Raw genomic sequence first — 25,641 nt, forward strand, 5'->3', positions numbered from 1 at the left:
TATACGGTGTTATTATAAACATGTTCTCAAGAATAATAAAGACAATTAAAAGGAAGCATATAAATGAAAGTATTTATGACAGGAGCAACAGGTAATATTGGTTCACTAGTAATTCAGGAATTAGTAACTAAGGGGATTGAGGTTTGGGGATTAACTCGTTCTCAACGTAGTGCTGACAAATTGAAACAAATGGGTGGTATACCAGTTATGGGTACCTTGGAGAATTTATCAGTTCTTAAAGAAATGGCTAAAAAAGTTGATGCAATTTTGCATTTGGGATTCGTTAATGACTTTGCCCATTTTGATGAAGCCAGTCGAATAGACGCCGAAGCAATCACGGCTATGGGAGAAGTATTAAAAGGCACTGACAAACCATTGATTGTTACTGCTGGTACTGCTGGACTTGATCCTAACCATATTTTGACAGAAAATGATAAAGGTTTTGAAGGTGTTGAAAAAGTTATGCCTCGTCGCTCTGAATTTCTAGTACGACAATTAGTAGACGAGGGTGTCAATGCAAATGTAGTACGACTAGCCCCATCGGTACACGGTAATGGTGGTTATGGAATTATTTCGTTAGTGATTATGCAATCTCAAAAAAATGAATCAGTGACTTATTTTGGTGATGGTCAGAATCGTTGGAATGCGATTCATCGTGAAGATGCCAGTAATCTGTTTGTTAAAGCTTTAGATTATACGCTGAAAGATGATCATCCATTACATGTTTTCAATGCCGTTGCGGAAGGACAAATAAAAACAATCAAGATTGCTGAAGTAATTGCCGATAAGTTGAATTTGCCATTGCAATCGAAGACAGCTTTGAATTTTTCAAATTTAACCAATGAAGAGGCCTTTGATGTTAATAATTTGTTTGGTTTAGATATTCCTGCCTCAAGCACATTGACGCAATCAGAATTAGATTGGCGTCCCACACATATTGATTTATTAAATGATTTAAAACATAATCTATAGTTAGATTGTTGAAATCCATTAATTCTAATTTTGAATTAATGGATTTTTCCGTATAGGACAGCATATGGCTTGCGTTAAAGTACACTCTAGGGGTTATTATTTAAAGTGTGAAATAAATAATGCTGTTAGATAAGGCATAGCTAGTAAATTATTTAAAAAATAATAAGTCATAAATCAAGATGTTTAATAATTCATGTTGTAAAATATAACTACATGATGCATTCAAAGGAGTTTAAAAATGGTTACAGAAAAATCAGCAATTTTTATTATTTTTGGGGGTTCTGGTGATTTAGCACATCGGAAACTATATCCATCTTTGTTCCGTCTTTATAAATCGGGGATTTTAAAAGATCATTTTGCCGTCATTGGTACTGCTCGTCGTCCATGGAGTGATGATTATTTCCGTGAAACTGTTATCACCTCTTTGAAAGATTACTTTGATGATAGTGAGGATATCATGAAGGGGTTTGCTAAACACTTCTTCTATCAATCACATGATGTTAATGATTCAGAGCATTATATTGCTTTGAAGAATTTGGCTGCTAAATTAGATGATCAATTTGAAGCTGGTCATAATCGTGTTTACTACATGGCGATTGCTCCTAGATTCTTTGGTACAGTTGCTGAACACATTAATTCAGAAGGCTTGAAGACTGAGGACGGTTATAACCGTTTGGTAATTGAGAAACCATTTGGTCGTGATCTAGATTCTGCCTGTGAATTAAATGGTAATATTTCTAAAGCCTTTCCAGAAGATGATATTTATCGTATCGATCATTACTTAGGTAAGGAAATGATTCAAGATATCCCTCACATTCGTGCTAACAACCCTAAGCTTGAAGCAGCAATGAATAATAAGTATGTTTCAAATATTCAAATCACGCTTGCTGAATCCCTTGGTGTTGAAGATCGTGGTGGTTACTACGAAACAGCCGGTGTACTACGTGATATGGTGCAAAACCATATTATGCAAATTATTGGTGCTATTGCCAGTGATGATCCTGAAGCTACAGATGCTAAAATTATTCACAAGAATAAGACTGATCTCTTTAGCAGTCTTAAAGAATTGACTCCAGAAGGAGTTGATGATGACTTTGTACGTGGCCAATATGATACTGATCAATTAGGCGAGGAAAAGGCTTATCGTCAAGAGGATAACGTAGCTGAGGATTCTAATATTGAAACTTTTGTTGCCGGTAATATCCAATTCGATACAGAACGTTGGAGTGGTGTGCCATTCTATGTTCGTTCTGGTAAGCGTATGCCTGAAAAGTCATCAAGAATCGATATTGTTTTCAATGATAAAGTTGATGAAGTGGGTATTAAACCTAATACTGTCATTACTTTATTGATTGAAAGAGTTAATGGTAATAGTATTTTAATCAATGGAATTAATTATAAAGAGTCAGGTCAAGACTTCATTTCCTTCCCAGAAGAAGCTGAATTCGACAAAGCTCGTGAGGCTTATGAGAGTTTGATTATTGATATTCTTTCTGGTAATCGTGTTCATTTCACTCTTTGGGATGAATTGAGAAGTACTTGGAAGTACATTGATACGATCAGAAATCGTTGGGATGAACAGACACCTGATTTTCCAAATTACTTGAGTGGTTCAATGGGTCCCGATGCAGCTGAAATATTATTGGAACGTAATGGCAACTCATGGGTTTGGGATGACTAGAGGAGTGTTAAGCCATCTTTTTAAAAATACCAATTAAAATTGAAGAAAATCGAAAAGTCATCCATGTCGACATGGATGCTTTTTTCGCTTCTGTGGAAGAAAGAGAACATCCCGAATATAAGAAAAAATGTCTGATTGTGGCTCAAGATCCGCGAAAACATAACCATCATGGAGTCGTAACTACGGCAAACTATAATGCCCGAAAATATGGGGCTCATTCAGCTATGCCGGCTCAAGAGGCAGTTGACTTGATTCCTCGAGCTAAGTTAGTTATCACACCACCACATTTTGAATTATATCGTCAGGTTTCAGATCAGATTCATGATATTTTTCATGAGGTAACTGATAATTATCAGACAGTAGCTTTGGATGAAGCCTATCTTGATGTCACACATAATAAATTACATGAGACGAATACAATAAAAATTGCTAATTATATTCAGCAAAGAATCGTTAAAGAAACTAGGCTGACTTGTTCAGTAGGAATTTCTTACAATAAGTTTTTGGCTAAGATGGCATCAGATTATCGAAAACCGTTTGGTAGAACGATTATTCTTGGCAAATACGCCCAAGATTTCCTGAGACCAATTCCAATTGAAAAATTTAACGGCATTGGTAAAGCTATGCAACAGAAGATGCACGAGATGGATATTTATACAGGTGGAGATCTGCAAAAGTTAGATCAAGACATCTTCTTGAAGAATTTTGGTAAAATGGGTTATATCATATATAAACGAGTTCACGGAATCGATGACTCATTAGTGAATGGACATCGAACTCGGAAATCAATTGGTCGTGAAAGAACTTATAATCGTAATTTAGTTACAGATGAACAAATACTTCAGGAATTAGATTTTGTGGCTGATTTAGTTAGTAAGGATTTAAAAAAGCAACGCCAACATGGTAAGACTGTCGTTCTTAAATTACGTAATTCGGACTTTGAAACAATTACTAAACGGATGAGTTTTCAAGACTATGTTCAAACAAAAGCCGAAATTTATCGTGTTGCCAAGGATATTTATGATAAATTAAAGGTAACAGACCAAAAGATTCGACTATTAGGGATCACGGTCACTAATTTAGATCCGTTGTCATATGAAGAAGTTTCTTTGAATTTGTCTTATAAGGAGGACAATTATAATGAATAGCTTTGCTGAAATAATTGCAACAATAAAAAAATATGATAGAATTATCATTCTACGTCATCAAAATCCAGATCCTGATGCATTGGGATCCCAAGCTGGCTTAGCAACTGCCATTCGTCAGGCTTATCCTGACAAAAAAGTTTTAATTGGTGGAAATGATACTGAAGGTTTGAAGTGGTTATCAACTGCTCAAGAAGTATCCGATGAAGATTATCAAGGTGCCTTAGTAATTGCTGTTGATACTGCTAACGAACCTCGTATTGACGATCAACGTTACAATGATGGAGCATTCTTAGTAAAAATCGATCATCATCCCAACGATGAACCATATGGTGACCAATTATTCGTCAATACCGATGCTAGTTCATGTTCAGAAATCATAGCTGATTTGATTGATAGCAGTGATGAACTACAATTGACAGAGGAAGTCGCTTATTATTTGTACGCTGGTATCGTTGGCGATACAGGGAGATTCCTTTATCCATCAACAACTGAACATACAATGCAAGTTGCTGGTAAGTTTATTGCACTAGGTGTTGATACTGCCGGTATTAACAACAAGATGAATGAAGTTAGTTTGAAACAGGCTAAGTTGCAAGGATTCATTTATGATATCTTACAGATTGATGATTCAGGAGCTGCTCTAGCTATTATTGATGATGATTTAATGAAGAAGTTAAATCTTAATCAAGAGGAAGCTAATTCAGTAGTTTCTACACCAGGTCGACTTAAAGAAGTTTGTTCATGGATGGAAGCTGTTCAAAAAGATGATGGTACTTTCAGAGTACATTTGCGTTCTCAGGGACCAGTTATCAATAAATTAGCTAAGAGACATGATGGTGGTGGACATCCATTGGCTAGTGGTGCTACAGCTAAGGATCTTGATGAAGTTAAACAAATGTTTAAGGAACTAATAAAAATAGTGACTGATTTTAATCAGAAGGGTGAATAGATGACTAAATTTTCACAATACAACTTTAATGATGCTATCAATAAATCATTAAAAGAAATACATTTCGATGAACCAACAAAGGTTCAAGAGGCTGTAATCTCATTGGTCAATAAGAAAAAAGATATTATTGTTCAATCTGAAACAGGTTCAGGTAAAACACATGCTTTCTTGTTGCCATCGATGAATGCTTTAACAAAGGATCAAGAGGTTCAATTGTTGATTGCTACTCCAAGTAGAGAGTTAGCTTATCAAATCTATGAAGATACACAAAATATTTTGAAGAATTATCCTGAAGAATATAATGCCTTCATCTTTGTTGGTGGAGCTGACCGTGATCGTCAAAAGAGAAAACTAGAAGCACATCAACCACAAATTGCTATCGGTACTCCCGGAAGACTTTGGGATTTAATTCGTGAGAACGATTTACATGTCGATAACGTTCAAAGATACGTTGTCGATGAAGCCGATATGACTTTGGATATGGGCTTCTTAAATGATGTTGATCAAATTACTAATAAATTGCCAGAAGATCGTGAAATGATGGTCTTCTCAGCTACAATTCCACAAAAATTGGAACCATTCTTGGATAAATACATGCATGGTCCTAAGCGAGTTGAAATTAAGAATAGTAGTATTATTCCTAAGAACGTTGATAACTGGCTAATGTTCACTCATGGTCGTGATAAGAAAGAAATCATTTATCGACTTATGACAATCGGTGAACCGTATATGGTCTTGGTATTCGCTAATACTAAGAAGACTGTAGATGAAATTTATCATTACTTACGTAATAAGGGCTTGAAGACTGCTCGTATTCATGGTGGTTTAACACCTAGAGAACGTAAGCGAACGATGAAACAGATTGAAAACATGGAATATCAATTCGTCGTAGCTACTGATTTGGCTGCACGTGGTATTGATATTAGTGGTGTATCTCATGTTATCAATGCTGAAATTCCTGATGATCTAGACTTCTTTATTCATCGTGTTGGTAGAACTGGTCGTAATGGAATGTCTGGTACTGCTATCACTTTGTATGAACCAGGTGAAGATCACAAAGTTGATGAAATTGAGCACATGGGTATCAAATTTGAGCCTAAAGACATTAAGAATGGCGAAATCGTTGATGTTAAAGAACGTGATCGTCGTCAAAGCCGTAAAGCAACTCAAGAAAAACTTGATACTAAGTTAGTCGGTTTTGTTAAGAAACAAAAGACTAAGAAGAAGCCAGGTTACAAGAAAAAGATCAAGCAAGCTATCTCAGATGAACGTCGTCAACAACGTAAAATTGAGATTAGACAAGAAAGACGTAAGCAAAGAGACGTAAGACGTAAAAATAATAGTTAGTTTTAATATTGACAATTTTTCAGTTGGTGGTTAATATTTTCTTTGGATATATCTTGTATTAAATACTTTCAGAGAAGGCCGATTGGTGCGAAAGCCTAAGTATTCAATGTAAAGATGCTGCCAATTTAAATTGTATATAAAATATTGAGAGGCTAACGAAATCGTTGCAAACAAGGTGGTACCGCGCATGGGCGTCCTTGGACTTGCAACGATTTTTCGTTTTTTGGGGAGATAAAATGAAAAACTTATCAAGTGCTGAAATAAGAAAGATGTTTTTAGACTTTTTCCAAACAAAAGGTCACATGATTGAACCTAGTGCATCATTGATTCCACATGATGATCCAACATTGTTATGGATCAACTCTGGTGTTGCTACTTTGAAAAAGTATTTTGATGGAACTGTTGTCCCACAAAATCCTCGTATCACTAATGCTCAAAAATGTATCAGAACTAATGATATTGAAAATGTTGGACGTACAGCTCGTCACCAAACTTTCTTTGAAATGCTTGGTAACTTTTCAGTTGGTGATTACTTCAAGAAAGAAGTTATTCCTTGGGCCTTTGAATTTTTAACAAGTCCTGATTGGATCGGTATGGATAAAGATAATCTTTATATCACAACTTATCCTAAGGATACTGAAACACAAAAACTTTGGGCTGAAGCAGGAGTTGCTCAAGATCATATTCTTAAGAATGAAGATAACTTCTGGGATATCGGTGAAGGTCCTTGTGGTCCTGACTCAGAGATTTTCTACGACCGTGGTCAAGAGTTCAATAACCTTTCAGAAGATGACCCTGAGAACTATCCTGGTGGCGAAAACGAACGTTACCTAGAAGTATGGAACATTGTTTTCTCAGAATTGAATCATTTACCAAATGGTCAATATGTAGAACAACCACATAAAAATATTGATACGGGTATGGGACTAGAACGTCTTGTATCTATTATTCAAGGAACAAAGACTAACTTTGAAACAGACTTGTTCATGCCATTGATCGAAGATGTTGGTGAATTAAGTGGCAAGAAGTATGGCGTAAATGATGAAGATGATATTTCATTCAAGATCATTGCTGACCATGCTAGAACTGTTTCATTTGCTGTTGGTGATGGTGCTCTTCCTTCAAACGAAGGTCGTGGCTATGTTATCAGAAGACTTATCAGACGTGCTGTTTTGAATGGTAAGAAGTTAGGTGTTAATGGACCATTTCTTTACAGATTGGTTCCAATCGTTGGTAAGATCATGGAAAGTTATTATCCAGAAGTTAGCCAACAACAAGACTTTATTGCTAAGACTATCCAACAAGAAGAGAAACGTTTCTCAGAAACTTTGGATGCTGGTCTAGCTCTATTGAATGGTGAAATTGCTGACTTGAAGAAGAAGAATCAAACAGTTATTGATGGTGCTTCTGCTTTCAAACTTTATGATACTTACGGTTTTCCTATGGAATTGACTCGTGAATATGCTAGTGATGAAGGACTAACTGTTGACGAAGATGGTTTCAAGCAAAACATGGAAGAACAAAAACAACGTGCCCGTGATGCCCGTGGTAATTTACAATCTATGGGTATGCAAGATGAAACTTTGATGGAAATCAAGACACCTAGTGAATTCGTTGGTTATGATCACAATGAAACACAAAGTACTTTGAAGAACATTATTGTTGATGATAAAGAAGTTAAGAATGTTACAGAAGGTCAAGCACAATTGGTCTTTGACACAACTCCTTTCTATGCCGAAATGGGTGGACAAGTTGCTGATGTTGGTAATATTTATGACTTGAAGGGTAACCAAGTTGCTGAAGTTGTTGACGTTCAACATGCACCAAATGGACAAAATATTCATTTAGTAAATGTAATGTCAGAAATTGATGCTGATACAGAATACAAATTGGAAATTGATGGTGACTTCCGTGAAAAAGTTCGTCACAATCACACTGCTACTCATTTGTTGGATCAAGCTTTACGTGATGTTGTTAGTGCAAGAACACACCAAGCTGGATCTTTAGTTGAACCTGATTATCTACGTTTTGACTTCAATAGCAACTCAGCTTTGACAGCTGAACAAATCAGTCAACTTGAAAAAATTGTTAACGAAAAGATCTGGGCAGCTATTCCTGTTAAGACAGAAGTATTGCCTATTGAAGAAGCCAAGAAGAAGAAGGGCGCAATTGCTTTATTCAGTGAAAAGTACGGTGATACTGTGCGTGTTGTTGAAATTGATGACTACTCAACTGAATTCTGTGGTGGTACACATGCCCGTAATACTTCAGAACTAGGTCTCTTCAAGATTACTTCTGAATCAGCTATTGGTTCAGGTACAAGAAGAATTGAAGCTGTAACTGGCGAAGAAGCTTTTGAATACTTAAATGATCAATTGCAAGCTTTGCAAGAAACAGCTAAGAATATGAAAGTAAATCAATTAAAAGATGTTCCAGCTCGTGCTAGTCAATTAGTTGATGAAATCAAAGAGTTAAAGCGTGACAATCAAAACTTGAAGACTCAATTAACAAGTCAAAAGTCCGCTGAAGTCTTTGACAGTGTTGAAGAAATTAACGGTTATAAAGTTATTTCTAACATTATTCCAACTGATATGGCTACATTGAGACAACTAGCTGATAAATGGAAAAATGATGAAAAGTCAGACATCCTTGTTTTAGGTGCTAGTGGTGACGATAAGGCTAGTCTAGTTGTAGCCGTAAATAAAGATTCTCAAGCTAAAGGCGTTAAGGCTGGCGATATCATTAAGAAGATCTCTAAGGAGATTCAAGGTGGCGGCGGTGGTCGTCCAGATATGGCACAAGCCGGTGGTAAAAATCCAGCTGGTTTAACAAATGCGTTACAATTAGCTAAAGATATTATTAAATCTTATTAAAGTGGGCTATAATTGAACTAAGCATTCTAGTCACTTAAATATTTGTTATATGGAGGTTTGCCATGAGTTCACTTGATAAAACAATGAGTTTTGACTTTAATGAAAACAAAGGCAAAGATGTCAAAGAGACACTTGAAAGTGTTTATCAATCACTAGAAGAAAAGGGATATAATCCAATTAATCAAATCGTTGGATATCTTCTTTCTGGTGATCCAGCATATATTCCAAGACATAATGATGCCCGTAATTTGATTTTGAAACATGAAAGAGACGAGATAATTGAAGAATTAGTTAAGAGTTATCTCAATCAAGGTAAGTAAATGCGATTATTAGGTTTAGACGTTGGTGCAAGAACTGTTGGTGTCTCGGCAAGTGATTTATTAGGCTGGACAGCACAGGGTGTGGAAACTATTCATATGAATGAAAAGAAAGAAGATTTTGGCTTAGATCGTTTAGGCGAAATCATCAAAGAAAAGCAAGCTACGGGGATTGTTCTCGGTTTGCCTAAGAATATGAATAATACAGAAGGACCCAGAGCGGAAAAATCTCGTGAATACGGTAAGATGATTGAAGAACGTTTTAATTTACCAATCGATTTTATTGATGAACGTTTGACAACTGTGCAAGCTGAAAGAATGCTGATTGATGAAGCAAATGTTTCACGTCGAAAACGTAAGAAGGTAGTTGATAAGATTGCTGCCGAAATGATTTTACAAAATTACCTTGATGCCAAAGGTAAACTAACACGGAATTAGGTGATAAATATGAGTGAAAAACAACCACCAAAAGATTTAGATGAAGTTATTTTAAGTGATGAACAGGGTAATAAAGAAGTTTACAAGATTCTCTTTACTTTTGATTCAGATGATTATGGTAAATCATATGTCTTTCTATACCCTAAGGCTTCAGAAGATTCAGATGAAATTGAGATTCAAGCCTTCTCTTTCACACCAGATCAAAATGGTGATGTGGATGCAGGAGAGTTAAATCCGATTGAAGATCCTGAAGAATGGGATATGGTTCAAGAGGTATTAAATACCTTCACAAGTGACGAAGAATAAGATAAAAATAACGATTGGCGCGAGCCAATCGTTTGATGTTTTTATCTTAAAATATGATTCACAAATTCGCTTTTTAGCATGATTGATGTAAGGGGAAATAATGCTTAGTCTTTTACTTATTTTACTTTTGATTTATGGTTTTTATATTGGTGCTCGCCGTGGTCTTGCCATGGAGGCATTTTATGCAGTTGGATATGGACTGTTCTTTTGTTTAGCATGGGTGACATATAAGGCCCTTGGTCCTAAATTTGAAATGATCGTACCGTACCCTTCAGCTAGTTTGGGCAGTGAGTTTGCCTTTTTCACGACAAAAGTTGGTATGAAATTAGATGATGCATTTTACCGTGCCTTTGCTTTTATATTTGTTTGTTTCATTGGTTGGGTAATTATTCGCTTTGCAGGACTTTACTTCAAACGTCTAACTTATTTTCCAATGTATAATGACGTCAATATATTAAGTGGTGGAATTATTGGTTTTGTTGTCACATATGTAACGATCTTCATGGTCTTACTAATCTTGGCAATGATTCCAGTATCTGGAATTCAACATGCTTTGCAACATTCATTTGTAGCTTCGACAATGATTAAAAGTACGCCGGGATTAACGGCAACACTAAGTAATCTGTGGATAGGAGCTATGTAAAACTTTAAGACTGAGACTTTTGTTTCAGTCTTATTTTATAACAGGAGAAGAGTATGAATAATAAGGCTTTGAAAGTATTAGAATTTGACAAAATCAAAGCTGAAATTGCCAAATACCTAATCACAACGCGTGGGAATACTCTCTTAAAAAAGTTAATGCCGATGTCAGTCGAATCAATTGTTCAAAGATTGATCGATCAAACTAAAGATGGTGCTGACATTCTTCGTATTAAGGGGGAAATCCCTGTTAGAAAATTGGCTGATCTGCATGATCAAGCCAACCGTTTGAAAAAAGACGGTAATTTAAATGGAACTGAATTGGCTCAAATAGGACAAGTACTTCAGAATACAACTGAATTAAAAGAGTTCTTTGCAGGTCTAAAGGATGACAGAATTGATTTACGTCAATTGTATGAATTGAATGATAAGTTGATCGATAATCCTGGTTTAACAAAGAGAATTTCTCGTTCATTAGATGATACTGGTCGAGTTTTGGATACAGCTTCTGATGATTTGAAGTATATTCGTGGACGTATTTCACGTTTGAATGACCAAATCAGACAATCAATGGAGCAATATACTCGTGGTAAAAATACTAAGTACTTAACCGAAGCAATCGTGACATTACGTGATGATCGTTTTGTAATTCCAGTTAAAACGGAATATAAAGCTAAGTTCGGTGGAGTGGTCCATGACCAAAGTGCCAGTGGTCAAACACTTTATATTGAACCTCAAGCTGTTGTTGGTTTAAATAATCAATTACATGAATCTCAAGTTTCCGAAAAGATGGAAGAAGTCCGTATTTTAAATGACTTGTCAGATTTAGTTCGTCCGGAAATTGATGAAATTGTCAAAAATAACGAAGTACTAGCTCAATTTGATTTAATCAATGCCAAAGCTAAGTATGCACGTGAAATCAAGGCGACAGAACCTTTAATTTCCAAAGACCATGTAGTTGATCTTTACAATGCAAAACACCCGCTAATCGACCCTGATAAGGTTGTAGCTAATGATATTAAAATGGGTGATGGATATAAAACAATGCTTATCACTGGTCCTAATACTGGTGGTAAAACTATTACTATGAAAACTTTGGGTCTGATTCAATTAATGGCTCAAGCCGGTTTGTTTATTCCAGCTCGTGAAGAGAGTGAAATTGCTGTCTTCGATGAGGTTTTTGTTGATATTGGTGATGAACAATCAATTGAACAGAATTTGAGTACTTTCTCATCTCATATGGATAATATTATTAATATCATCCATAAAGTATCAGGACACAGTTTAGTTCTGATCGATGAACTTGGTGCCGGAACTGATCCCCAAGAGGGAGCTGCGATTGCGATTGCTATCCTAGAAAAATTGGCCCAGTCACATTGCTTTATCATGGCAACAACTCACTATCCAGAGTTGAAAGTCTTTGCTTACAATACTCCTGAAACAATCAATGCCAGTATGGAATTTGACGATGAATCGTTGAAACCTACTTACAGGTTATTAATTGGTATTCCGGGAGCAAGTAATGCTTTCAACATTGCGGCTAGACTAGGTATGGATCGTAGTGTTGTTGATCGTGGTCAGTCACTAATGAGTGGTGAGAGCCAAGATTTGAACAATATGATTGCTGACCTGGAGAATCGTCGTAAAGAATTTGAACAGAAGAATGCGCAACTCCAAGTTCAATTGTCTAAGAACAAAGATGTTCAAAAGGATTATGAACAAAAGAGTGACGCTTTAGATAAATCTAAGGCTTCTGAGATTCAAGCTGCCAAGGTTCGTGCTAATCAAATTGTCGCTAAAGCTAAGAAAGAGTCCGATAAGATTATTGATCACCTTCACGAAATGGAACGTAAAGGATCAATGGTTAAAGAAGATCAGATTATTTCGGCTAAGACTGGATTGAAGAACTTGCATCAAGATGAGACGATCAAGAAGAATAAAGTATTGCGTCGTAACAAACGTAAACAAGTTTTGAAGGTCGGCGATGATGTTAAGGCTTTGCCATATGATCAAATTGGAACGATTGTTCGTAAGAATAATGACAACGAATTTGAAGTTCAATTAGGTATCTTGAAGATGAAGTTTGGTGCTGAAGATCTTGAAAAAGTTCAATCAACTGAACCTGAACCAGAGAAGAAACCAACTATGGTCAGAAGGACAAGAAGTACAGGCTTATCTAGTAAGTTAGATCTACGTGGTGAACGTTATGAAGAAGCCATGTCAGATCTAGATCAATATATTGATGCCGCTTTGTTGGCTGGTTATAATCAAGTAACAATCGTGCATGGATTTGGTACTGGTGTTATCAGAAAAGGTGTTACAAATTATTTGCAACGCAATCCGCGAGTTAAGTCATTTGGCTATGCTCCAGCTAGTTCTGGTGGTTCCGGTGCAACAATTGTTGATTTGTAATATAAGCAAAATGTTTTTTAAAATCAGGTTATTAATGATAATATTTAACCAGTTAAGGAGTGATTATAATGGTTGATGAAGTAACAGACAAAGATTTTGAAGAAGAAACAAAAGATGGCGTTGTCTTAGTTGATTTTTGGGCAACATGGTGTGGTCCATGTCGTATGCAATCACCAGTTATCGAACAATTGTCTGAAGAAGATGATTCAGTTAAGTTTTTGAAGATGGATGTAGATGCCAATCCAGATACACCTAAATCATTTGGAATTATGGCTATCCCTACATTGCTTGTCAAAAAAGATGGCGAAGTAGTTGATAAGATAACTGGATTCCATAATAAGGCTCAACTAGCTAAGATTCTTGATGGCTATTCTGATTAATCCAAAATAAATAGCAAATAAAAAATGCCCTAATTCATCTGCGAATTAGGGCGTTTTTGGTGTATACTTTAGTTTCGATCAATTTGTATTTTAATTGAAACGCTTTTGGCTTTGCTGTCGACGGTATATGTGCCTAAGCAATATGCTGCAATAGTTTTTTCGACAGTTTCAGCAATTATTCCAGTCTCTAATGAAAACTCTGGATCATCATTATTAGTATCAAAACGTTGAACAACTTCGGGACCGGTTAACGTATAAATGTAACTATGTTTAGTTTGCTTGGTAATTTCAAGTTTACCAAAGCCAGCTTTTTGAAATAGTTCAGGTAGGCTTTGCATGTCAAGAATCAATTGACGGCTAAGATTTTTACCTGCCCAATACAGTAGTTCGACGGTATCTTTATCGAGTAGATCAGGAAGGATAAAATCACGGAGTACCGAAACTGCAAAGTAATTTTCAGTTAACGTATTTTCACTTTTATCATCTTGGGTATCTGTTAACTTTGGTTTGTTGAGATCATTTGATTTTGCGGCCATTGCTTTAACTCCTTTTTTCAGACAATTCATTATATCATTAGAATAATTGCTTTTTAAGTCAATGTAAAAGATAGCACATAATTATTTTCATAAAATACGAATAATTCGCTTAAATGAAGGCAGGGGTAACATATGAGTGATAATAGACCAATTGGAGTGTTAGATTCCGGATTAGGTGGATTGACAGTAGTGAAGGAAGTCATCCGACAATTGCCTAATGAAGACGTTGTATTTATCGGCGATGAGGCCAGAATGCCTTACGGAGTAAAAACACATGACCAAATCATATCCTATACTCGTGAAATGGTACAGTATTTAATTAGTCAAAATGTAAAATTAATAATTTACGGTTGCAACACAGCAACTGCCAACGCATTGCAAACTTTGCGTCAAGAATTTACCATTCCTATGATTGGTGTGATCAAGCCAGGTTCTGAAGAAGCTTCTAAAGTAACTAAGACTGACCATATCGGAATTATTGGAACTAAATCAACCATTAATTCAAAGAGCTATAATAAAACTATTCAAGAAATTGATCCTAAACTTACTTCTTTAGGTGTAGCAGCACAAAAGTTTGTTTCTTTTGTTGAAAACGATCAGGCTGATACCAAAGAGGCCAAGGATAATATTGAAACAACATTAAAACCTTTTAAGGATAATGATTATGATACTTTAATTTTGGGATGCACTCATTTCCCAATGTTAAAGAAACAAATCAATGATTATTTGCCAGGTACTAAGTTGGTCGATCCAGCTGTAAGTACTGTTAAAGTAGCAACTAAATATCTAACTGAAAATAATTTGTTAGCTGACGATAAGAAACGTACATTGAAATTACATGCAACTAGCGATATTGACGAATTCTCGAGATTGGCAAAACGTTGGTTGAAGACGGATATTGATGAAATCAGCTTAGTAAATATCGGAGGAAACGATGAAAGAAATAATAATAGCAACTAAGAATCCTGGTAAAGCACGTGAATTCAAACGTGTTTTTGATGATGAACATTTTGAAATCAAGACTTTATTAGATTTTCCAGATTTTCCCGAAATTAGAGAAACTGGTAAAACTTTTGAAGAGAATGCCACTTTAAAAGCTCATGCCGTCATGGAACGTTTCAATCTACCTACGATTGCTGACGACTCCGGTTTACAAGTGGATGCTTTATATGGTCGTCCTGGCATCTATTCAGCTCGTTATGCTGGTGATCACAATGATGCCGCTAATAATGCTAAATTGTTGAGTGAATTAGGTGGAGTCCCTAAAGAAAAACGTACAGCTCATTTCGTTTCAACCCTAGTTTTTGCTAATCCTAAGAACGATAAAGATTTAGTTGTCGAAGGAAAAGTCGATGGAATCATTGGAGCTTTTCCCGAAGGTGACGATGGTTTTGGATATGATCCGCTGTTCTATGTACCGGAATTAGGTAAGACAATGGCTCAAATTACTGTCGATGAAAAGAATCAAATCAGTCACCGTGGACAAGCTATTAAAAAGTTAGAAAAACAGTGGCAAGATTGGATTATTTGGTAATTAATTGCCCTAAAATTGTTATAATGCTAGTATGAAAGTGCTATTAAAATACAGGAGGGTAATATTATGACTGGTGGACAAATTGCAGGATTGATTGCTGCGGTCGCATTTGTAGTGTTGGTTGTATATTTAGCCAGAACACTAGTACAAACTGCTAAATTGCTTCAAGAGTTACAAGAAACAATGAAGGAAACTACTAAGATGGTGGAGATTTTATCTAAGAATACAGATGAAATCATGGATCAAAGTACAAAGCTTGTCGATAAGACAAATACTTTGATGGATGACGTTAACAGTAAGTCTAGTAAGTTAAATCCACTTTTTGATACAGTGGAGAACTTAGGTAAGAAGAGTGCTGCTGCAACTTCAGAACATCATAATTCAGGATTCAGTCTTCAAAACTTATTAACATTAGGCAATGTGGCTACAGTTCTTAAGACAGCCACCAAAGTATGGCCAAGAAAGAAGAATAATTAGTTATGAAAAATAATCATTTTATTGTTGGCCTAGTTTTAGGCTGCGCATCAGGCTATTTAGCTTCTAAGTATTTAACTAGTGAATCAGGACAAAAGTTGATTGAAAACATTAAAACTATCCGTGGTGATTTTAACAACGGTGGCGTTGGTCTAAATACTAATAGTGATTTAGTTAATGCTTTCAATGATAAGACAGATGCCTTAAAAGATCATATGGCTTCAACTGTTGATAAGATTAAAGATGATGAAGATACATCAGACATCGTTTTTAATGAAGATGATCTTAACGACGAAGATTAATATATATTTTAAAAATTAAATTAAACATAAAAAAGAGGATTCAGACCATTTAGGTTTGAGTCCTCTTTTTGAATCGTTATTTGTTCTTCAAAAATGCTTTGATGATAATATAAAAACCATAAATAGTAAATCCTAACCAAATGGTAATGAAGAGCAAGAGATAAATAGTTTGACCGTTTTTGTTAATCAAATAGTAGAGTGTTAATAGAACTAAACTGATAATAATATAAAATATGGTATCTTTATTCTTTTTCATATTGTTTTGCCCTCTTAATCGCTCTTAATCTAACTAGCCAATGGATGATAGGGATAACTAATCCTAGAGGGGCCAATTTAATACCAATTAATATTAAAATTATGGAGAACAAAATCTCTTCTTTTTTATTAAATGATTTAAAAAAGTTAGCATCTTTAATCACTTGTTGTTTTTCAAACTCATTTTTTAAAGTAGGGTCTTCTTTTAGTAAATCATCTATAGAAATATCAAATATGGTACTTAATTCAAGAAGATTGTCCATGGATGGAAAGAATCGATCGGTTTCCCAATTGGAAATTGCTTGTCGACTTACGTGAAGTTGATTGGTGAGTTGAATTTGGGACAAATGGTGTTTTTCTCTATTTTCATGAATGGTAGTACCTAAGCTCATAAAGTCCTCCTATAAATGATTTTGTATAAATAATTATAATTTAAAAATACTTATGTTAAAAGACAGTTGAACCTTACATCCGTTATAACGATTGCAAACAAAAAGGATTTGATAAACCAATTAGTGGTTTTATCAAATCCTTTTTACTTTATATTAGTCGATATATTTCAATTCTTTACTTGTATGTGTGAATGGTTCGCAACCATCTTCAGTAATATAAACACAGTCTTCAATTCTAACACCGGCAACATTTGGAATGTAAATTCCGGGTTCGATTGAGAAGCACATGCCTGGTTTTAGAACCATGTCATTGCCTTCCATGATTGATGGGAATTCATGTTCTGAAGTACCCATACCATGTCCTAGACGATGAATGAAGTATTCACCATAACCGGCTTTAGTGATGATATCACGAGCAACTTTATCAAGTTCGGCAGCAGTAATACCAGGTTTAGCAGCATCCATAGCAGCGTATTGAGCTTCAAGGTCAACTTTATAGATATCAAGTGACTTAGCGTCTGGTTTACCGAAGGCAACAGTACGTGAAGAATCACTGATATAACCGTTGTGAACTGTACCTAAATCAAAGAGAACTAGTTCGTCTTTTTCAATAGGATTCTTTTCAGGACCACCATGTGGATTAGCAGCGTTGGCACCAGCTTGAACGATAGTGTCAAAACTCATATGCATGACACCTTTTCTCATCATTGCATATTCGATCTCAGCAACAACTTCTTGTTCAGTACGACCTTCTTTGATAGCATTGAAACCAACTTCAAAAGCATAGTCAGCTTCAGCACCAGCAGCTTTTAATTCATTGATCTCAGCGGCTGTTTTGATTAATTTAGCATTTTCCATGTAACGTGAAAGGTTAGTAGGGAATTGAGCATCAGGAAATTGACTCTTAATGGCTTCTAGTTTTTGAACAGGTAAGTCATCTTTTTCAATACCCCATTTAGCAGGAGTTCCGGCCACGTCCTTGATATGACCAGCCATTAATTCAAATGGTTTCTCATGATCTAAGTAACCGAAGACATCTTTATCCCAGCCAGCATCTTTAGCTGCTTCAACTTCTAGTTGAGGGGCAAATAGGAATGGGTCCTTGTCAGGGAAAACTAAAAGTGCGAGAATTCTTTCTACAGGATCACTGTAGAAACCAGTGAAGTAGTTGATATCGCTAGGGTTAGAGATATAAGCAATATCTAAGTTGTTTTGTGCTAAATATTCTTGTAGATCTAATAATTGTTTCTTCATGAAAATACTCCTTTACGTTCAGATTTAATAGTAGTATATCACTGAAAATCATTTTCTTTTTGAAAAAATATGAAAACATATGCCAATAATGTAGAAACCGCTTGCAATTAGTGAAAATTTCTGATAAATTAAAGTTAATTAATGAAAATATTGTTTGAGAGAGTGAATATTGATGGACAAAAAAGTAGTAACAATTTATGATGTAGCTGAAGCTGCTAATGTTTCAATGGCTACAATTTCACGTGTAGTTAATGGGAACGCTAATGTAAAAGAAGAAACAAGAAAACGTGTTTTGGAAGTAATCGATCGTTTGAACTATCGTCCTAATGCGGTTGCTCGTGGTTTGGCAAGTAAGAAGAGTACAACTATTGGTGTTATTTTACCAGATATCACTAATTTATACTTTGCTTCATTGGCTAAAGGTATTGATGATGTTGCTTCAATGTACAAGTACAATATCATTTTGACAAGTTTACAAGAATCTGTTGGTGATGAAGAACAAATTTTGAATAACTTGCTTTCTAAACAAGTTGATGGACTTATTTACATGGGTAAGCAATTATCAAAGAAATTGAAGCGTATTCTTGCAAACTCAAAGACACCAATCGTTTTGGCTGGTTCAGTTGATAAGAATAATGAAAGTGCCAGTGTAAATATTGATTTTACAGATGCTGTTGCTAGTGTTGTAAGTCAATTAACACAAAATGGTCACAAGAAGGTTGCCTTCGTGGGTGGTAGCCTTGAAAATCCTATTGATGGAAAATACAGATTAGATGGTTACAAAAAAGCTTTGAAAAAGGCACATCTTAACTTCTCATCTAACTTAGTATTTGAAGCTGAATATTCAGTTCGTGCTGGAGAAGCAATTTGGGATGCTATTCACAGTAGCGGTGCTACAGCTGCTTATGTTACAGATGACTTGTTGGCAGCTGGTATTCTTAATTCAGCTGTTAAGGCTGGCGTTAAGGTTCCAGACGACTTCGAACTTGTTACAAGTAACGATACGGTGCTTTGTGAAGTAACACGTCCAAAGATGAGTTCTATCGAGGAACCATTGTATGATATTGGTGCGGTTGCTATGCGTTTGTTAACTAAGATGATGAATCAAGAACAAATTGATGAAAACACAGTTAAATTACCATACAGCATTGTAAAACGTGGTTCAACAAAATAGTAAGATCATAAATAAAAAGCCTTGAGAGTGAAGTTATTTTCATTCTCAGGGCTTTTTTACTTGCTCTTGATTGATTTTCTTTGTTTATGTAATTCCCAAATAATAACAACGATATATCCGAAAGCAACTAATGAAAGTCCACCGGTAATAATTGAACTTAATTCGTAAGGCATATCGAAGAATCCAGATAGGATGGAATAAAGGGTGTTAGCTAGTACGATCAATGCTAAAGTAAAAGATTTATCCCATATTTTGATGTTGTGTTTAATTTTGTAACCAATCACGATTAGGATAAACAAAATTAAAATGGCAGCAACTATATATAAAGTGTTTTGCAAGAATTCAGGACTAAAGTACATACTATTCTCCTTAGATCTAAAGTAACGAAACTTATTCTATCATAGTTTTTCAATTGCATAAAAAAAGCAGGCATCCGAAGATGTCTGCTTTTTAATTATTCACCTGCTGGTGGAGTTGTTGAACCTGTGTCAGTACTGGCTGATGAAGAGTTACCAGTAGTTTCAGTACTTGATTGTTCATTAGAACTTGAACTAGTACTATTTGAAGATTCTTTTTCTTCACTTGAGCTACCAGAGCCGGATCCAGAACCAGAGCCTGAACCTGTTCCTGAGCCAGTACCAGTGTCGGAATTACTGTTAGATATGTTTGATCTAGCGGTTGATTCTGTTGTTGCTGAATTGGATGAAGAATTATTGTTAGTAATTACTTGTGATGAATCACTACTGTTTGAACTATTACTGAAACCAGAAGTACGACCGCTTCCGTTTTCTTGAGCTAATTCATTGGCAGACTTACTATCGTCACCAAGACGTTTTACAGTACCGTAACTGTTGCTACGTCCGAAGTAGTTATCCCAGAATAGTTTGTAATTCTTAGCCTTACCACCAATAGCAAAGTTATTGTAAGACATATCACGAGGACTACCTTTGTAATAAAGCGAGGTAGTTGTATGTTGATCAACCTTAGAAGTGACACCATTGTAACCAATTGTACCAACGTTAGTACCTGTTTCTTTGTCGACCTTGTAAGATTGAACACCACTTGGTCTAGTAAAGGCGGTATGAACGTTAAGAACACTTTGATCCTGTTTGTAAACGGCATTTGCCATCTTCGCCCAGAGTTCTTGGTTAAGGTCAGTCGAATTACTTGATAGATTGTAATTGTTACCGTAGAAATTATCGTAACCAATCCAAGAAGCTAAAGTCATACCATCGGTACTACCAATGAACCAGTTGTCACGATAGTCATTTGATGTACCAGTTTTACCAAAGAGATTCTTGGTACTGAAGTTAGCTTCATATGAAAGAGCAGAAGCAGTACCTTTAGTTACAACACCGTGAAGCATGTTCTTGATGATGTATGAAGTTTGTTTACTGAAGACACGAGTACGAGAATCTTTATGTTTATAAATATCGGTACCAGATGGGTCAGTAACTTCAGAGACAACATAAGGATCAACGTGGACACCCTTATTAGCAAAAGTAGAGAAAGCACTGGCTTGTTGAAGTACAGTCACACCAGATGCAGTACCACCTAAGGTAATACCTAATTGTTGATATTCTTTATCAGAAAGATGAATTCCCATCTTAGACATATACTTTTCAGAATCAACGCCGTGTTGTCTGATGTAGTTATAGAGGTTAACTGAAGGAATATTGTATGATTCTTCCAAAGTTTCACGAGCAGAGATGAAACGATTTTGAATTGTTTCACCGTAATCAGTTGGTGAGTACTTCTTGAAGCTAGTCTTGAAGTCGGCCAACATTGATTGTGAACCAATTAATCCATTTTCGATCGCTGGAGCAAAAGTAATCAACGGTTTAATAGATGAACCAGGTGATCGTTTAGTATCGAAGGCATGGTTATTTTGTGATTTCTTGAAGTTAACACCACCAACGAAGGCTAAAACTTGACCAGTCTTGTTATCTAATAAGACGGAACCATTTTGAACTGGTTCGGAAACTTTAATACTCTTACCAGTATTAGGATCAGTTGCGTTGTCAGTATGAGTTGTTCCCAAGTTATCTTTATATTCTTGAGCTTGCTTGTTTAAAGCAACGTATAAACTCTTATTGATTGTACTGTGAATCTTGTAATTCTTGTTATGTAATTCTGTATCTGCTTGAGTCCAATATCTTTCATAAAGATTCTTGTCTTTGATCAAGTCTTTGTACTTAATACCATCATTCTTGGCTAGACGTTTAATTAAAATCGTTCTGGCTTGAGAAGTTAGGGTATTGTACAAGTAACCATACTTGATACTTTGACTGTCAGCTTTTTCTGGCTCTTGGAAATCATTCTTCAAATCAAATTTCTTAGCTTGATTGTATTGAGATTCAGAAATTTGATTATCACGATACATACGATATAAAACGATGTTTTTACGTTTTAAACCAAGACTTATATTATCTTTGATTCTTCCACGCTCGTCATATGGCGTATAGATAGAAGGACTTTGAGGCAATCCGGCGATGAAAGCTGATTCTGCTAGATTCAAATCTTTAGCATCCTTGCCAAAGAGACCCTGAGCGGCAGCTTGCACACCTTGAATGTTTTGTCCCTTATTATTACGACCAAAAGTAGCGGCGTTTAAGTAATCTGCTAGGATTTCATCCTTAGAGAAATACTTGTCGACACGCATGGCCAAGAAAATTTCAACGGCTTTACGCTTCCAAGTTGTTTCCGATGATAACATTTGCATTTTAACTGTTTGTTGGGTCAAAGTAGATCCACCAGTTTGTGCACCGATACCAGTAATATCAGAAATAATAGCTCTAAAGATAGACTTAGGAACGACACCCTTATGACGATAGAAGTCACTATCTTCAGTTGAGACGATAGCTTTCTTCAAATAAGGTGACATTTCATTGATTGAAATCTTAGTACCCTCAAGGTCCTTTTGAAGACTCTCAATTTTTTGACCATCGGCAAAGTATAGAGTGGCTGAATTGTTTACATCTTGAAGTTCGGTTCTCATCTCGGTTTTGGTAGGAACACTAACTTGATTCGTTAATGCTGAAACATATCCCATTCCGAGACCTACAGCTAAACTTAAAATAATAAATAGACCAGCGATAGAGTAGAGAACAATTCTTCTAATGATCTCTATTGTAAGATTAGCTTTGTTAGCAAAATCGGACCAGCTCTTAATACTTTTGAACCAATTGACAATGCTATTCCATAAATTTTTCACTTTTAAATAAGCTCCCTTAAAAAGTTACATACCGTAATTATATAATAAAATTGATTTAGAAGTGTAAAAACAAAAAAAGTTCCATAGAAAAGAATTTCTACGGAACTTTTATTAAGTTACTTAATCAAGCGGTAGATAGCGTCTGCATAGATTGCAGTTGCCTTTAATAATTTATCAATATTAATATATTCATTAGGTTGATGCATAACGTTTTCGTCACCAGGGAACATTGCACCAAAGGCAATTCCATGTTTCAGAATTCGACCATAAGTACCACCACCAACAGTGAATGGTTCAGTTTGGTCATCAGTATGATCACGATAAGCACCAACTAAATCTTGAACTAAAGGATCATCTGCGTCAATAAAGTGAGGCAATTGGTTGTGTCCTTCAATTACGGCTGTAACATTTTCTGGTAAGTGTTGATTGATCTTTTCAGTTAATGTATCACCGTTGTCACCCTTTGGATAACGAATGTTCAATAAAATGTTAGCTTGGTCTTGATCGTATTCATAGATGTTAGGTGAGAGTGTTAATTCACCCATAACGTCATCTTTGTTAGCAATTCCCAAATGTTCGCCTGCAAAGTCGAGATGTAAATCATTAGCAATGAATGAGAAGTATACTTTTTCACTATCATTTAAATTCAAAGTAGTTAAGAATTTAGCTAAGTAAGTGGCAGCATTAATACCATTGAATGGTTCCATGGCATGTGCACCCTTACCGATAATTTGTACTTTGATAGTATCGTTTTCAGTAGTTGTATTACCTTTGACTTCACTATTTTCAGCTAAGAAATTATTTAAACTATCTTTTAGCTCTTCAGCCTTGATAGAATTCAAATCTAATTCAGCTTCAGCATTTTGTGGGACCATATTAGGTCTAATACCAGCATTGAAGCTCTTAACTAAACCAATTTCTGGAGTAGGGAAGTTAACTCTAAATGAGACAATACCTTTTTCACCATTGATAGCTGGGAATTCAGCATCAGGAGAAAAGCCTGTTTCAGGAAGAGTTTCTTTTTCCATATAATGGTTGATACCAACCCATTCACTCTCTTCATCGGTACCTAAAATTAATTGAGCTTTCTTAGAAGTTGGTAGCTTCAATTCTTTAATGATCTTCATAGCATAGTAGGAAGCCAAACTAGGTCCTTTATCGTCACTAGCACCACGAGCGTAAAAGTTTCCGTCTTTAATAACTGGATCAAATGGATCTGTGTTCCAACCTGGTCCCTCAGGAACAACGTCGACGTGTCCCAAAATAGCAATAGCTTCCTCACCATCACCAAATTCAATTCTTCCAGCTAAGTTATCAACGTTTTTAGTTTCGAAACCATCACGGTCTGCAAAATGTAAAAATGTTTGAAGGGCTTTGGCTGGTCCAGGTCCTAATGGAAAATCACTAGTTTTATGTTCGATATCTCTTGAACTGTCAATACTTACTAATTCAGAAAGATCGTTGATTAATTCATCTGAACGATGTGAAACTTCTTTTTCCCAATCTATAGACATGTATCTTTGACCTCCACATGAAGTTTTATATATTTTACCAAAGGTTTGGATTAATGGCTAATTTACCTAAATTTTCTTTATGGAATCGTTGTCATTATTTAACGAGAAATCAATAAATAAATTATTGAAATCAGTTAGTAAATCAGCATTCTTAACTGTTTGATCGGTTGATGGTTTAACCAGAGAAATATTTTCTAGCAAGTCGATATTTTTCAACCTTTGTCCTTGAGGTAAGTCATAGTAGCTTTGTTCACTATCGTTACCTAAGTAATTGTCAGGATTCAATTGAATTAAAACATTTTTAGCATTAATCCAACCATTTTTCAATTTTAACCAAGTTTGTGAGCCAATACGTTGAATAGTGATGATCTTTTCAGGTTTGTTGGCTTCGATACGATTAGCAACAGGACTCTGATCGTCTGGTTCGCTGTAAAGAAAGTTATTGGGTTGTTGATGACGATAAATGACTTTGGCACCGAAATATTGACGTAAATCTTTTAAAACATATTCAGAGTTAAAGCCAGTGGCATTAGCAAATTCATTTTCACCTATTTGGACGTATTTTTGACCATTAGACTTAATGATATTAGTAATGTGATAACCACCTAATGGCTCAACCACTTTCTTAGTTTTGATCAAACGATAAGGATTTTCGTAAACAGGTTCTTCCTTGGAGCTCATGTAGTAAACGTTTTGATTGATAACCTGACTCTTAGACTTATCTTTTAATTCCCGATATTCGTTACCAGTAGCAGGATAATTAGTAACGACACCGTCAATAGGCATATTGATCAGAGTATTCCATTTTTTAGGACTCTCGTTCATTTCATCCCAAACGTAAACACTTTTGCCCATGTAGTGCATAGTGTTGATTATTTCAGGTGTAACGATAGTAGAAGATAGATTAACACCGGTGACATACTGTAAAATATCAAAGTTGACACGTTTGATTGTTCCGGCAATAAAGATACGAGGGATGTTCGGCATTAATTGAGCTTCGTTTTCCAAACTCTTGGTAGAGAAGGAATGGAACATAACGCGATTTTGCATACCATATTGATCGATAACCTGTTTGAGCAAGGCTTCCATATTTTGTGGATTACCTTTTTTAGTCTTTTTTGTTTCAATCAGAAATTTGGCCTTAGGGTTATTCTTGTAGTGTTCGAAGACTTGGTTCAAACTATGAATTGATTCGCCGTTTTTTTGTTTTAGTGAAGCCAGATCTGAAAAATTGTGTTGCGATACAATAGCAGAAGTTCCAGTAACACGTTCTAGGTCACGATCATGCGAAACGACTAGGACATTGTCTTTAGAAACATGAATGTCTAACTCAACGTAATCGGCGCCTTCCGCAAAAGCTTTATCAAAACTTTCAAAAGTTTCTTCGGGGGCGTTGATTGGATCACCACGGTGACCGATAACAGTAAATCCACTGGCAAAGAAGAAAAGCAGTAGTGCCAATGATATTTTGAAAAGATTGAGACTTTTTGAAATCATAATTAACTCCCTAACTTTTTAGATATTATATAC

At 35.6% G+C, this 25,641-nt stretch carries 24 protein-coding genes and 1 pseudogene; 17 read left to right on the forward strand and 8 right to left on the reverse strand.

Annotation, left to right across the window (positions count from 1 at the left end):
• Positions 1-63: 63 nt before the first annotated feature.
• The 12 genes from LKACC16343_RS04995 to trxA all read left to right on the forward strand — a co-directional run bounded on the left by LKACC16343_RS04995 (position 64) and on the right by trxA (position 13,462).
• The gene (locus LKACC16343_RS04995) at positions 64-972 is read left to right on the forward strand and encodes an SDR family oxidoreductase (RefSeq protein ID WP_056954610.1); all 909 of its coding nucleotides are present in this window, start codon (positions 64-66) and stop codon (positions 970-972) included.
• Between the two features lie 238 nt (positions 973-1,210).
• Complete coding sequence (gene zwf, locus LKACC16343_RS05000) at positions 1,211-2,653, forward strand: glucose-6-phosphate dehydrogenase (RefSeq protein WP_056954612.1); 1,443 nt, start codon at positions 1,211-1,213, stop codon at positions 2,651-2,653.
• A gap of 14 nt (positions 2,654-2,667) precedes the next feature.
• Positions 2,668-3,801 (forward strand): DNA polymerase IV, encoded by a 1,134-nt coding sequence (gene dinB / locus LKACC16343_RS05005; protein WP_056954613.1) that lies wholly within the window; start codon positions 2,668-2,670, stop codon positions 3,799-3,801.
• Entirely contained in the window at positions 3,794-4,750 is a 957-nt protein-coding gene (locus LKACC16343_RS05010) for a DHH family phosphoesterase (RefSeq protein WP_056954615.1), read from the forward strand. The genes dinB and LKACC16343_RS05010 overlap by 8 nt, the downstream gene beginning before the upstream one ends.
• A complete protein-coding gene (locus tag LKACC16343_RS05015) occupies positions 4,751-6,097 on the forward strand; it encodes a DEAD/DEAH box helicase (protein WP_056954617.1) in 1,347 nt (448 codons plus the stop codon).
• Between the two features lie 236 nt (positions 6,098-6,333).
• Positions 6,334-8,970, forward strand: coding sequence for an alanine--tRNA ligase (gene alaS, locus LKACC16343_RS05020; RefSeq protein ID WP_056954620.1), 2,637 nt, complete (start codon positions 6,334-6,336; stop codon positions 8,968-8,970).
• 62 nt (positions 8,971-9,032) lie between these two features.
• Positions 9,033-9,290, forward strand: a complete 258-nt coding sequence (locus LKACC16343_RS05025; RefSeq protein WP_025084641.1) for an IreB family regulatory phosphoprotein — start codon at positions 9,033-9,035, stop codon at positions 9,288-9,290.
• Positions 9,291-9,725, forward strand: coding sequence for a Holliday junction resolvase RuvX (ruvX, locus tag LKACC16343_RS05030; RefSeq protein WP_056954622.1), 435 nt, complete (start codon positions 9,291-9,293; stop codon positions 9,723-9,725). It abuts the gene before it with no gap.
• A gap of 9 nt (positions 9,726-9,734) precedes the next feature.
• A complete protein-coding gene (locus tag LKACC16343_RS05035; protein ID WP_025084643.1) occupies positions 9,735-10,031 on the forward strand; it encodes a DUF1292 domain-containing protein in 297 nt (98 codons plus the stop codon).
• Between the two features lie 100 nt (positions 10,032-10,131).
• Positions 10,132-10,674, forward strand: coding sequence for a CvpA family protein (locus LKACC16343_RS05040; RefSeq protein WP_082604599.1), 543 nt, complete (start codon positions 10,132-10,134; stop codon positions 10,672-10,674).
• A 53-nt stretch (positions 10,675-10,727) separates the two neighbouring features.
• On the forward strand, positions 10,728-13,082 hold the full coding sequence (locus LKACC16343_RS05045) for an endonuclease MutS2 (protein WP_056954624.1): 2,355 nt from the start codon (positions 10,728-10,730) through the stop codon (positions 13,080-13,082).
• A 68-nt stretch (positions 13,083-13,150) separates the two neighbouring features.
• Positions 13,151-13,462: a thioredoxin gene (gene trxA, locus LKACC16343_RS05050; protein WP_025084645.1), complete on the forward strand. Its 312-nt coding sequence runs from the start codon at positions 13,151-13,153 to the stop codon at positions 13,460-13,462.
• 68 nt (positions 13,463-13,530) lie between these two features.
• Here the strand turns inward: trxA and LKACC16343_RS05055 are convergent, their stop codons facing one another.
• On the reverse strand, positions 13,531-13,998 hold the full coding sequence (locus LKACC16343_RS05055; protein ID WP_054642560.1) for a DUF2507 domain-containing protein: 468 nt from the start codon (positions 13,996-13,998) through the stop codon (positions 13,531-13,533).
• Between the two features lie 132 nt (positions 13,999-14,130).
• On the opposite strand from LKACC16343_RS05055, the gene murI reads away from it, so the two are divergent.
• From murI to LKACC16343_RS05075, 4 genes and pseudogenes are all read left to right on the forward strand, one after another.
• The gene (murI, locus tag LKACC16343_RS05060; RefSeq protein WP_056954625.1) at positions 14,131-14,958 is read left to right on the forward strand and encodes a glutamate racemase; all 828 of its coding nucleotides are present in this window, start codon (positions 14,131-14,133) and stop codon (positions 14,956-14,958) included.
• Positions 14,921-15,532 (forward strand): annotated as a pseudogene (locus LKACC16343_RS05065) (XTP/dITP diphosphatase); the annotation flags it as partial. The gene murI and the pseudogene LKACC16343_RS05065, both read left to right, overlap by 38 nt.
• A gap of 66 nt (positions 15,533-15,598) precedes the next feature.
• Positions 15,599-16,009 (forward strand): DUF948 domain-containing protein, encoded by a 411-nt coding sequence (locus tag LKACC16343_RS05070; protein ID WP_025084648.1) that lies wholly within the window; start codon positions 15,599-15,601, stop codon positions 16,007-16,009.
• 2 nt (positions 16,010-16,011) lie between these two features.
• Positions 16,012-16,308, forward strand: a complete 297-nt coding sequence (locus LKACC16343_RS05075; RefSeq protein WP_056954628.1) for a hypothetical protein — start codon at positions 16,012-16,014, stop codon at positions 16,306-16,308.
• 76 nt (positions 16,309-16,384) lie between these two features.
• On the opposite strand, the gene LKACC16343_RS05080 is transcribed toward LKACC16343_RS05075, so the two are convergent.
• The 3 genes from LKACC16343_RS05080 to LKACC16343_RS05090 form a co-directional block, all read right to left on the reverse strand.
• The gene (locus tag LKACC16343_RS05080) at positions 16,385-16,564 is read right to left on the reverse strand and encodes a hypothetical protein (protein ID WP_056954630.1); all 180 of its coding nucleotides are present in this window, start codon (positions 16,562-16,564) and stop codon (positions 16,385-16,387) included.
• Positions 16,551-16,955 (reverse strand): helix-turn-helix transcriptional regulator, encoded by a 405-nt coding sequence (locus LKACC16343_RS05085; RefSeq protein WP_056954632.1) that lies wholly within the window; start codon positions 16,953-16,955, stop codon positions 16,551-16,553. The genes LKACC16343_RS05080 and LKACC16343_RS05085 overlap by 14 nt, the downstream gene beginning before the upstream one ends.
• Positions 16,956-17,108: 153 nt before the next feature.
• Positions 17,109-18,209: a M24 family metallopeptidase gene (locus LKACC16343_RS05090; RefSeq protein WP_056954637.1), complete on the reverse strand. Its 1,101-nt coding sequence runs from the start codon at positions 18,207-18,209 to the stop codon at positions 17,109-17,111.
• A gap of 172 nt (positions 18,210-18,381) precedes the next feature.
• On the opposite strand from LKACC16343_RS05090, the gene ccpA reads away from it, so the two are divergent.
• Positions 18,382-19,383 carry a catabolite control protein A gene (ccpA, locus tag LKACC16343_RS05095; RefSeq protein WP_056954640.1) on the forward strand — a complete coding sequence of 334 codons (1,002 nt, stop codon included), beginning with the start codon at positions 18,382-18,384 and terminating at the stop codon, positions 19,381-19,383.
• A 56-nt stretch (positions 19,384-19,439) separates the two neighbouring features.
• On the opposite strand, the gene LKACC16343_RS05100 is transcribed toward ccpA, so the two are convergent.
• The 4 genes from LKACC16343_RS05100 to LKACC16343_RS05115 all read right to left on the reverse strand — a co-directional run bounded on the left by LKACC16343_RS05100 (position 19,440) and on the right by LKACC16343_RS05115 (position 25,608).
• Positions 19,440-19,742, reverse strand: a complete 303-nt coding sequence (locus LKACC16343_RS05100) for a hypothetical protein (RefSeq protein WP_056954642.1) — start codon at positions 19,740-19,742, stop codon at positions 19,440-19,442.
• A 95-nt stretch (positions 19,743-19,837) separates the two neighbouring features.
• Complete coding sequence (locus LKACC16343_RS05105; protein WP_056954644.1) at positions 19,838-22,597, reverse strand: transglycosylase domain-containing protein; 2,760 nt, start codon at positions 22,595-22,597, stop codon at positions 19,838-19,840.
• Positions 22,598-22,713: 116 nt separating this feature from the next.
• The gene (gene pepV / locus LKACC16343_RS05110; protein WP_056954646.1) at positions 22,714-24,111 is read right to left on the reverse strand and encodes a dipeptidase PepV; all 1,398 of its coding nucleotides are present in this window, start codon (positions 24,109-24,111) and stop codon (positions 22,714-22,716) included.
• 66 nt (positions 24,112-24,177) lie between these two features.
• Positions 24,178-25,608 carry a glycerophosphodiester phosphodiesterase gene (locus LKACC16343_RS05115; protein ID WP_056954648.1) on the reverse strand — a complete coding sequence of 477 codons (1,431 nt, stop codon included), beginning with the start codon at positions 25,606-25,608 and terminating at the stop codon, positions 24,178-24,180.
• Between the last annotated feature and the right edge of the window lie 33 nt (positions 25,609-25,641).

This window comes from Companilactobacillus bobalius (genome assembly GCF_002179915.1).
GTDB classification, from domain to species: domain Bacteria; phylum Bacillota; class Bacilli; order Lactobacillales; family Lactobacillaceae; genus Companilactobacillus; species Companilactobacillus bobalius.

What these genes read in the sequence shown, in the direction of transcription:
- LKACC16343_RS05115 (WP_056954648.1), bottom strand. Translation starts at nt 25,608, where the DNA reads ATGATTTCAAAAAGTCTCAATCTTTTCAAAATATCATTGGCACTACTG.
- LKACC16343_RS05080 (WP_056954630.1), bottom strand. Translation starts at nt 16,564, where the DNA reads ATGAAAAAGAATAAAGATACCATATTTTATATTATTATCAGTTTAGTT.
- LKACC16343_RS05010 (WP_056954615.1), top strand. Translation starts at nt 3,794, where the DNA reads ATGAATAGCTTTGCTGAAATAATTGCAACAATAAAAAAATATGATAGA.
- LKACC16343_RS05070 (WP_025084648.1), top strand. Translation starts at nt 15,599, where the DNA reads ATGACTGGTGGACAAATTGCAGGATTGATTGCTGCGGTCGCATTTGTA.
- LKACC16343_RS05075 (WP_056954628.1), top strand. Translation starts at nt 16,012, where the DNA reads ATGAAAAATAATCATTTTATTGTTGGCCTAGTTTTAGGCTGCGCATCA.
- murI (WP_056954625.1), top strand. Translation starts at nt 14,131, where the DNA reads ATGAGTGATAATAGACCAATTGGAGTGTTAGATTCCGGATTAGGTGGA.
- ccpA (WP_056954640.1), top strand. Translation starts at nt 18,382, where the DNA reads ATGGACAAAAAAGTAGTAACAATTTATGATGTAGCTGAAGCTGCTAAT.
- pepV (WP_056954646.1), bottom strand. Translation starts at nt 24,111, where the DNA reads ATGTCTATAGATTGGGAAAAAGAAGTTTCACATCGTTCAGATGAATTA.
- LKACC16343_RS05090 (WP_056954637.1), bottom strand. Translation starts at nt 18,209, where the DNA reads ATGAAGAAACAATTATTAGATCTACAAGAATATTTAGCACAAAACAAC.
- LKACC16343_RS05055 (WP_054642560.1), bottom strand. Translation starts at nt 13,998, where the DNA reads ATGGCCGCAAAATCAAATGATCTCAACAAACCAAAGTTAACAGATACC.
- LKACC16343_RS05045 (WP_056954624.1), top strand. Translation starts at nt 10,728, where the DNA reads ATGAATAATAAGGCTTTGAAAGTATTAGAATTTGACAAAATCAAAGCT.
- LKACC16343_RS05025 (WP_025084641.1), top strand. Translation starts at nt 9,033, where the DNA reads ATGAGTTCACTTGATAAAACAATGAGTTTTGACTTTAATGAAAACAAA.
- LKACC16343_RS05040 (WP_082604599.1), top strand. Translation starts at nt 10,132, where the DNA reads ATGCTTAGTCTTTTACTTATTTTACTTTTGATTTATGGTTTTTATATT.
- LKACC16343_RS05100 (WP_056954642.1), bottom strand. Translation starts at nt 19,742, where the DNA reads ATGTACTTTAGTCCTGAATTCTTGCAAAACACTTTATATATAGTTGCT.
- LKACC16343_RS05035 (WP_025084643.1), top strand. Translation starts at nt 9,735, where the DNA reads ATGAGTGAAAAACAACCACCAAAAGATTTAGATGAAGTTATTTTAAGT.
- ruvX (WP_056954622.1), top strand. Translation starts at nt 9,291, where the DNA reads ATGCGATTATTAGGTTTAGACGTTGGTGCAAGAACTGTTGGTGTCTCG.
- LKACC16343_RS04995 (WP_056954610.1), top strand. Translation starts at nt 64, where the DNA reads ATGAAAGTATTTATGACAGGAGCAACAGGTAATATTGGTTCACTAGTA.
- zwf (WP_056954612.1), top strand. Translation starts at nt 1,211, where the DNA reads ATGGTTACAGAAAAATCAGCAATTTTTATTATTTTTGGGGGTTCTGGT.
- LKACC16343_RS05085 (WP_056954632.1), bottom strand. Translation starts at nt 16,955, where the DNA reads ATGAGCTTAGGTACTACCATTCATGAAAATAGAGAAAAACACCATTTG.
- trxA (WP_025084645.1), top strand. Translation starts at nt 13,151, where the DNA reads ATGGTTGATGAAGTAACAGACAAAGATTTTGAAGAAGAAACAAAAGAT.
- alaS (WP_056954620.1), top strand. Translation starts at nt 6,334, where the DNA reads ATGAAAAACTTATCAAGTGCTGAAATAAGAAAGATGTTTTTAGACTTT.
- LKACC16343_RS05015 (WP_056954617.1), top strand. Translation starts at nt 4,751, where the DNA reads ATGACTAAATTTTCACAATACAACTTTAATGATGCTATCAATAAATCA.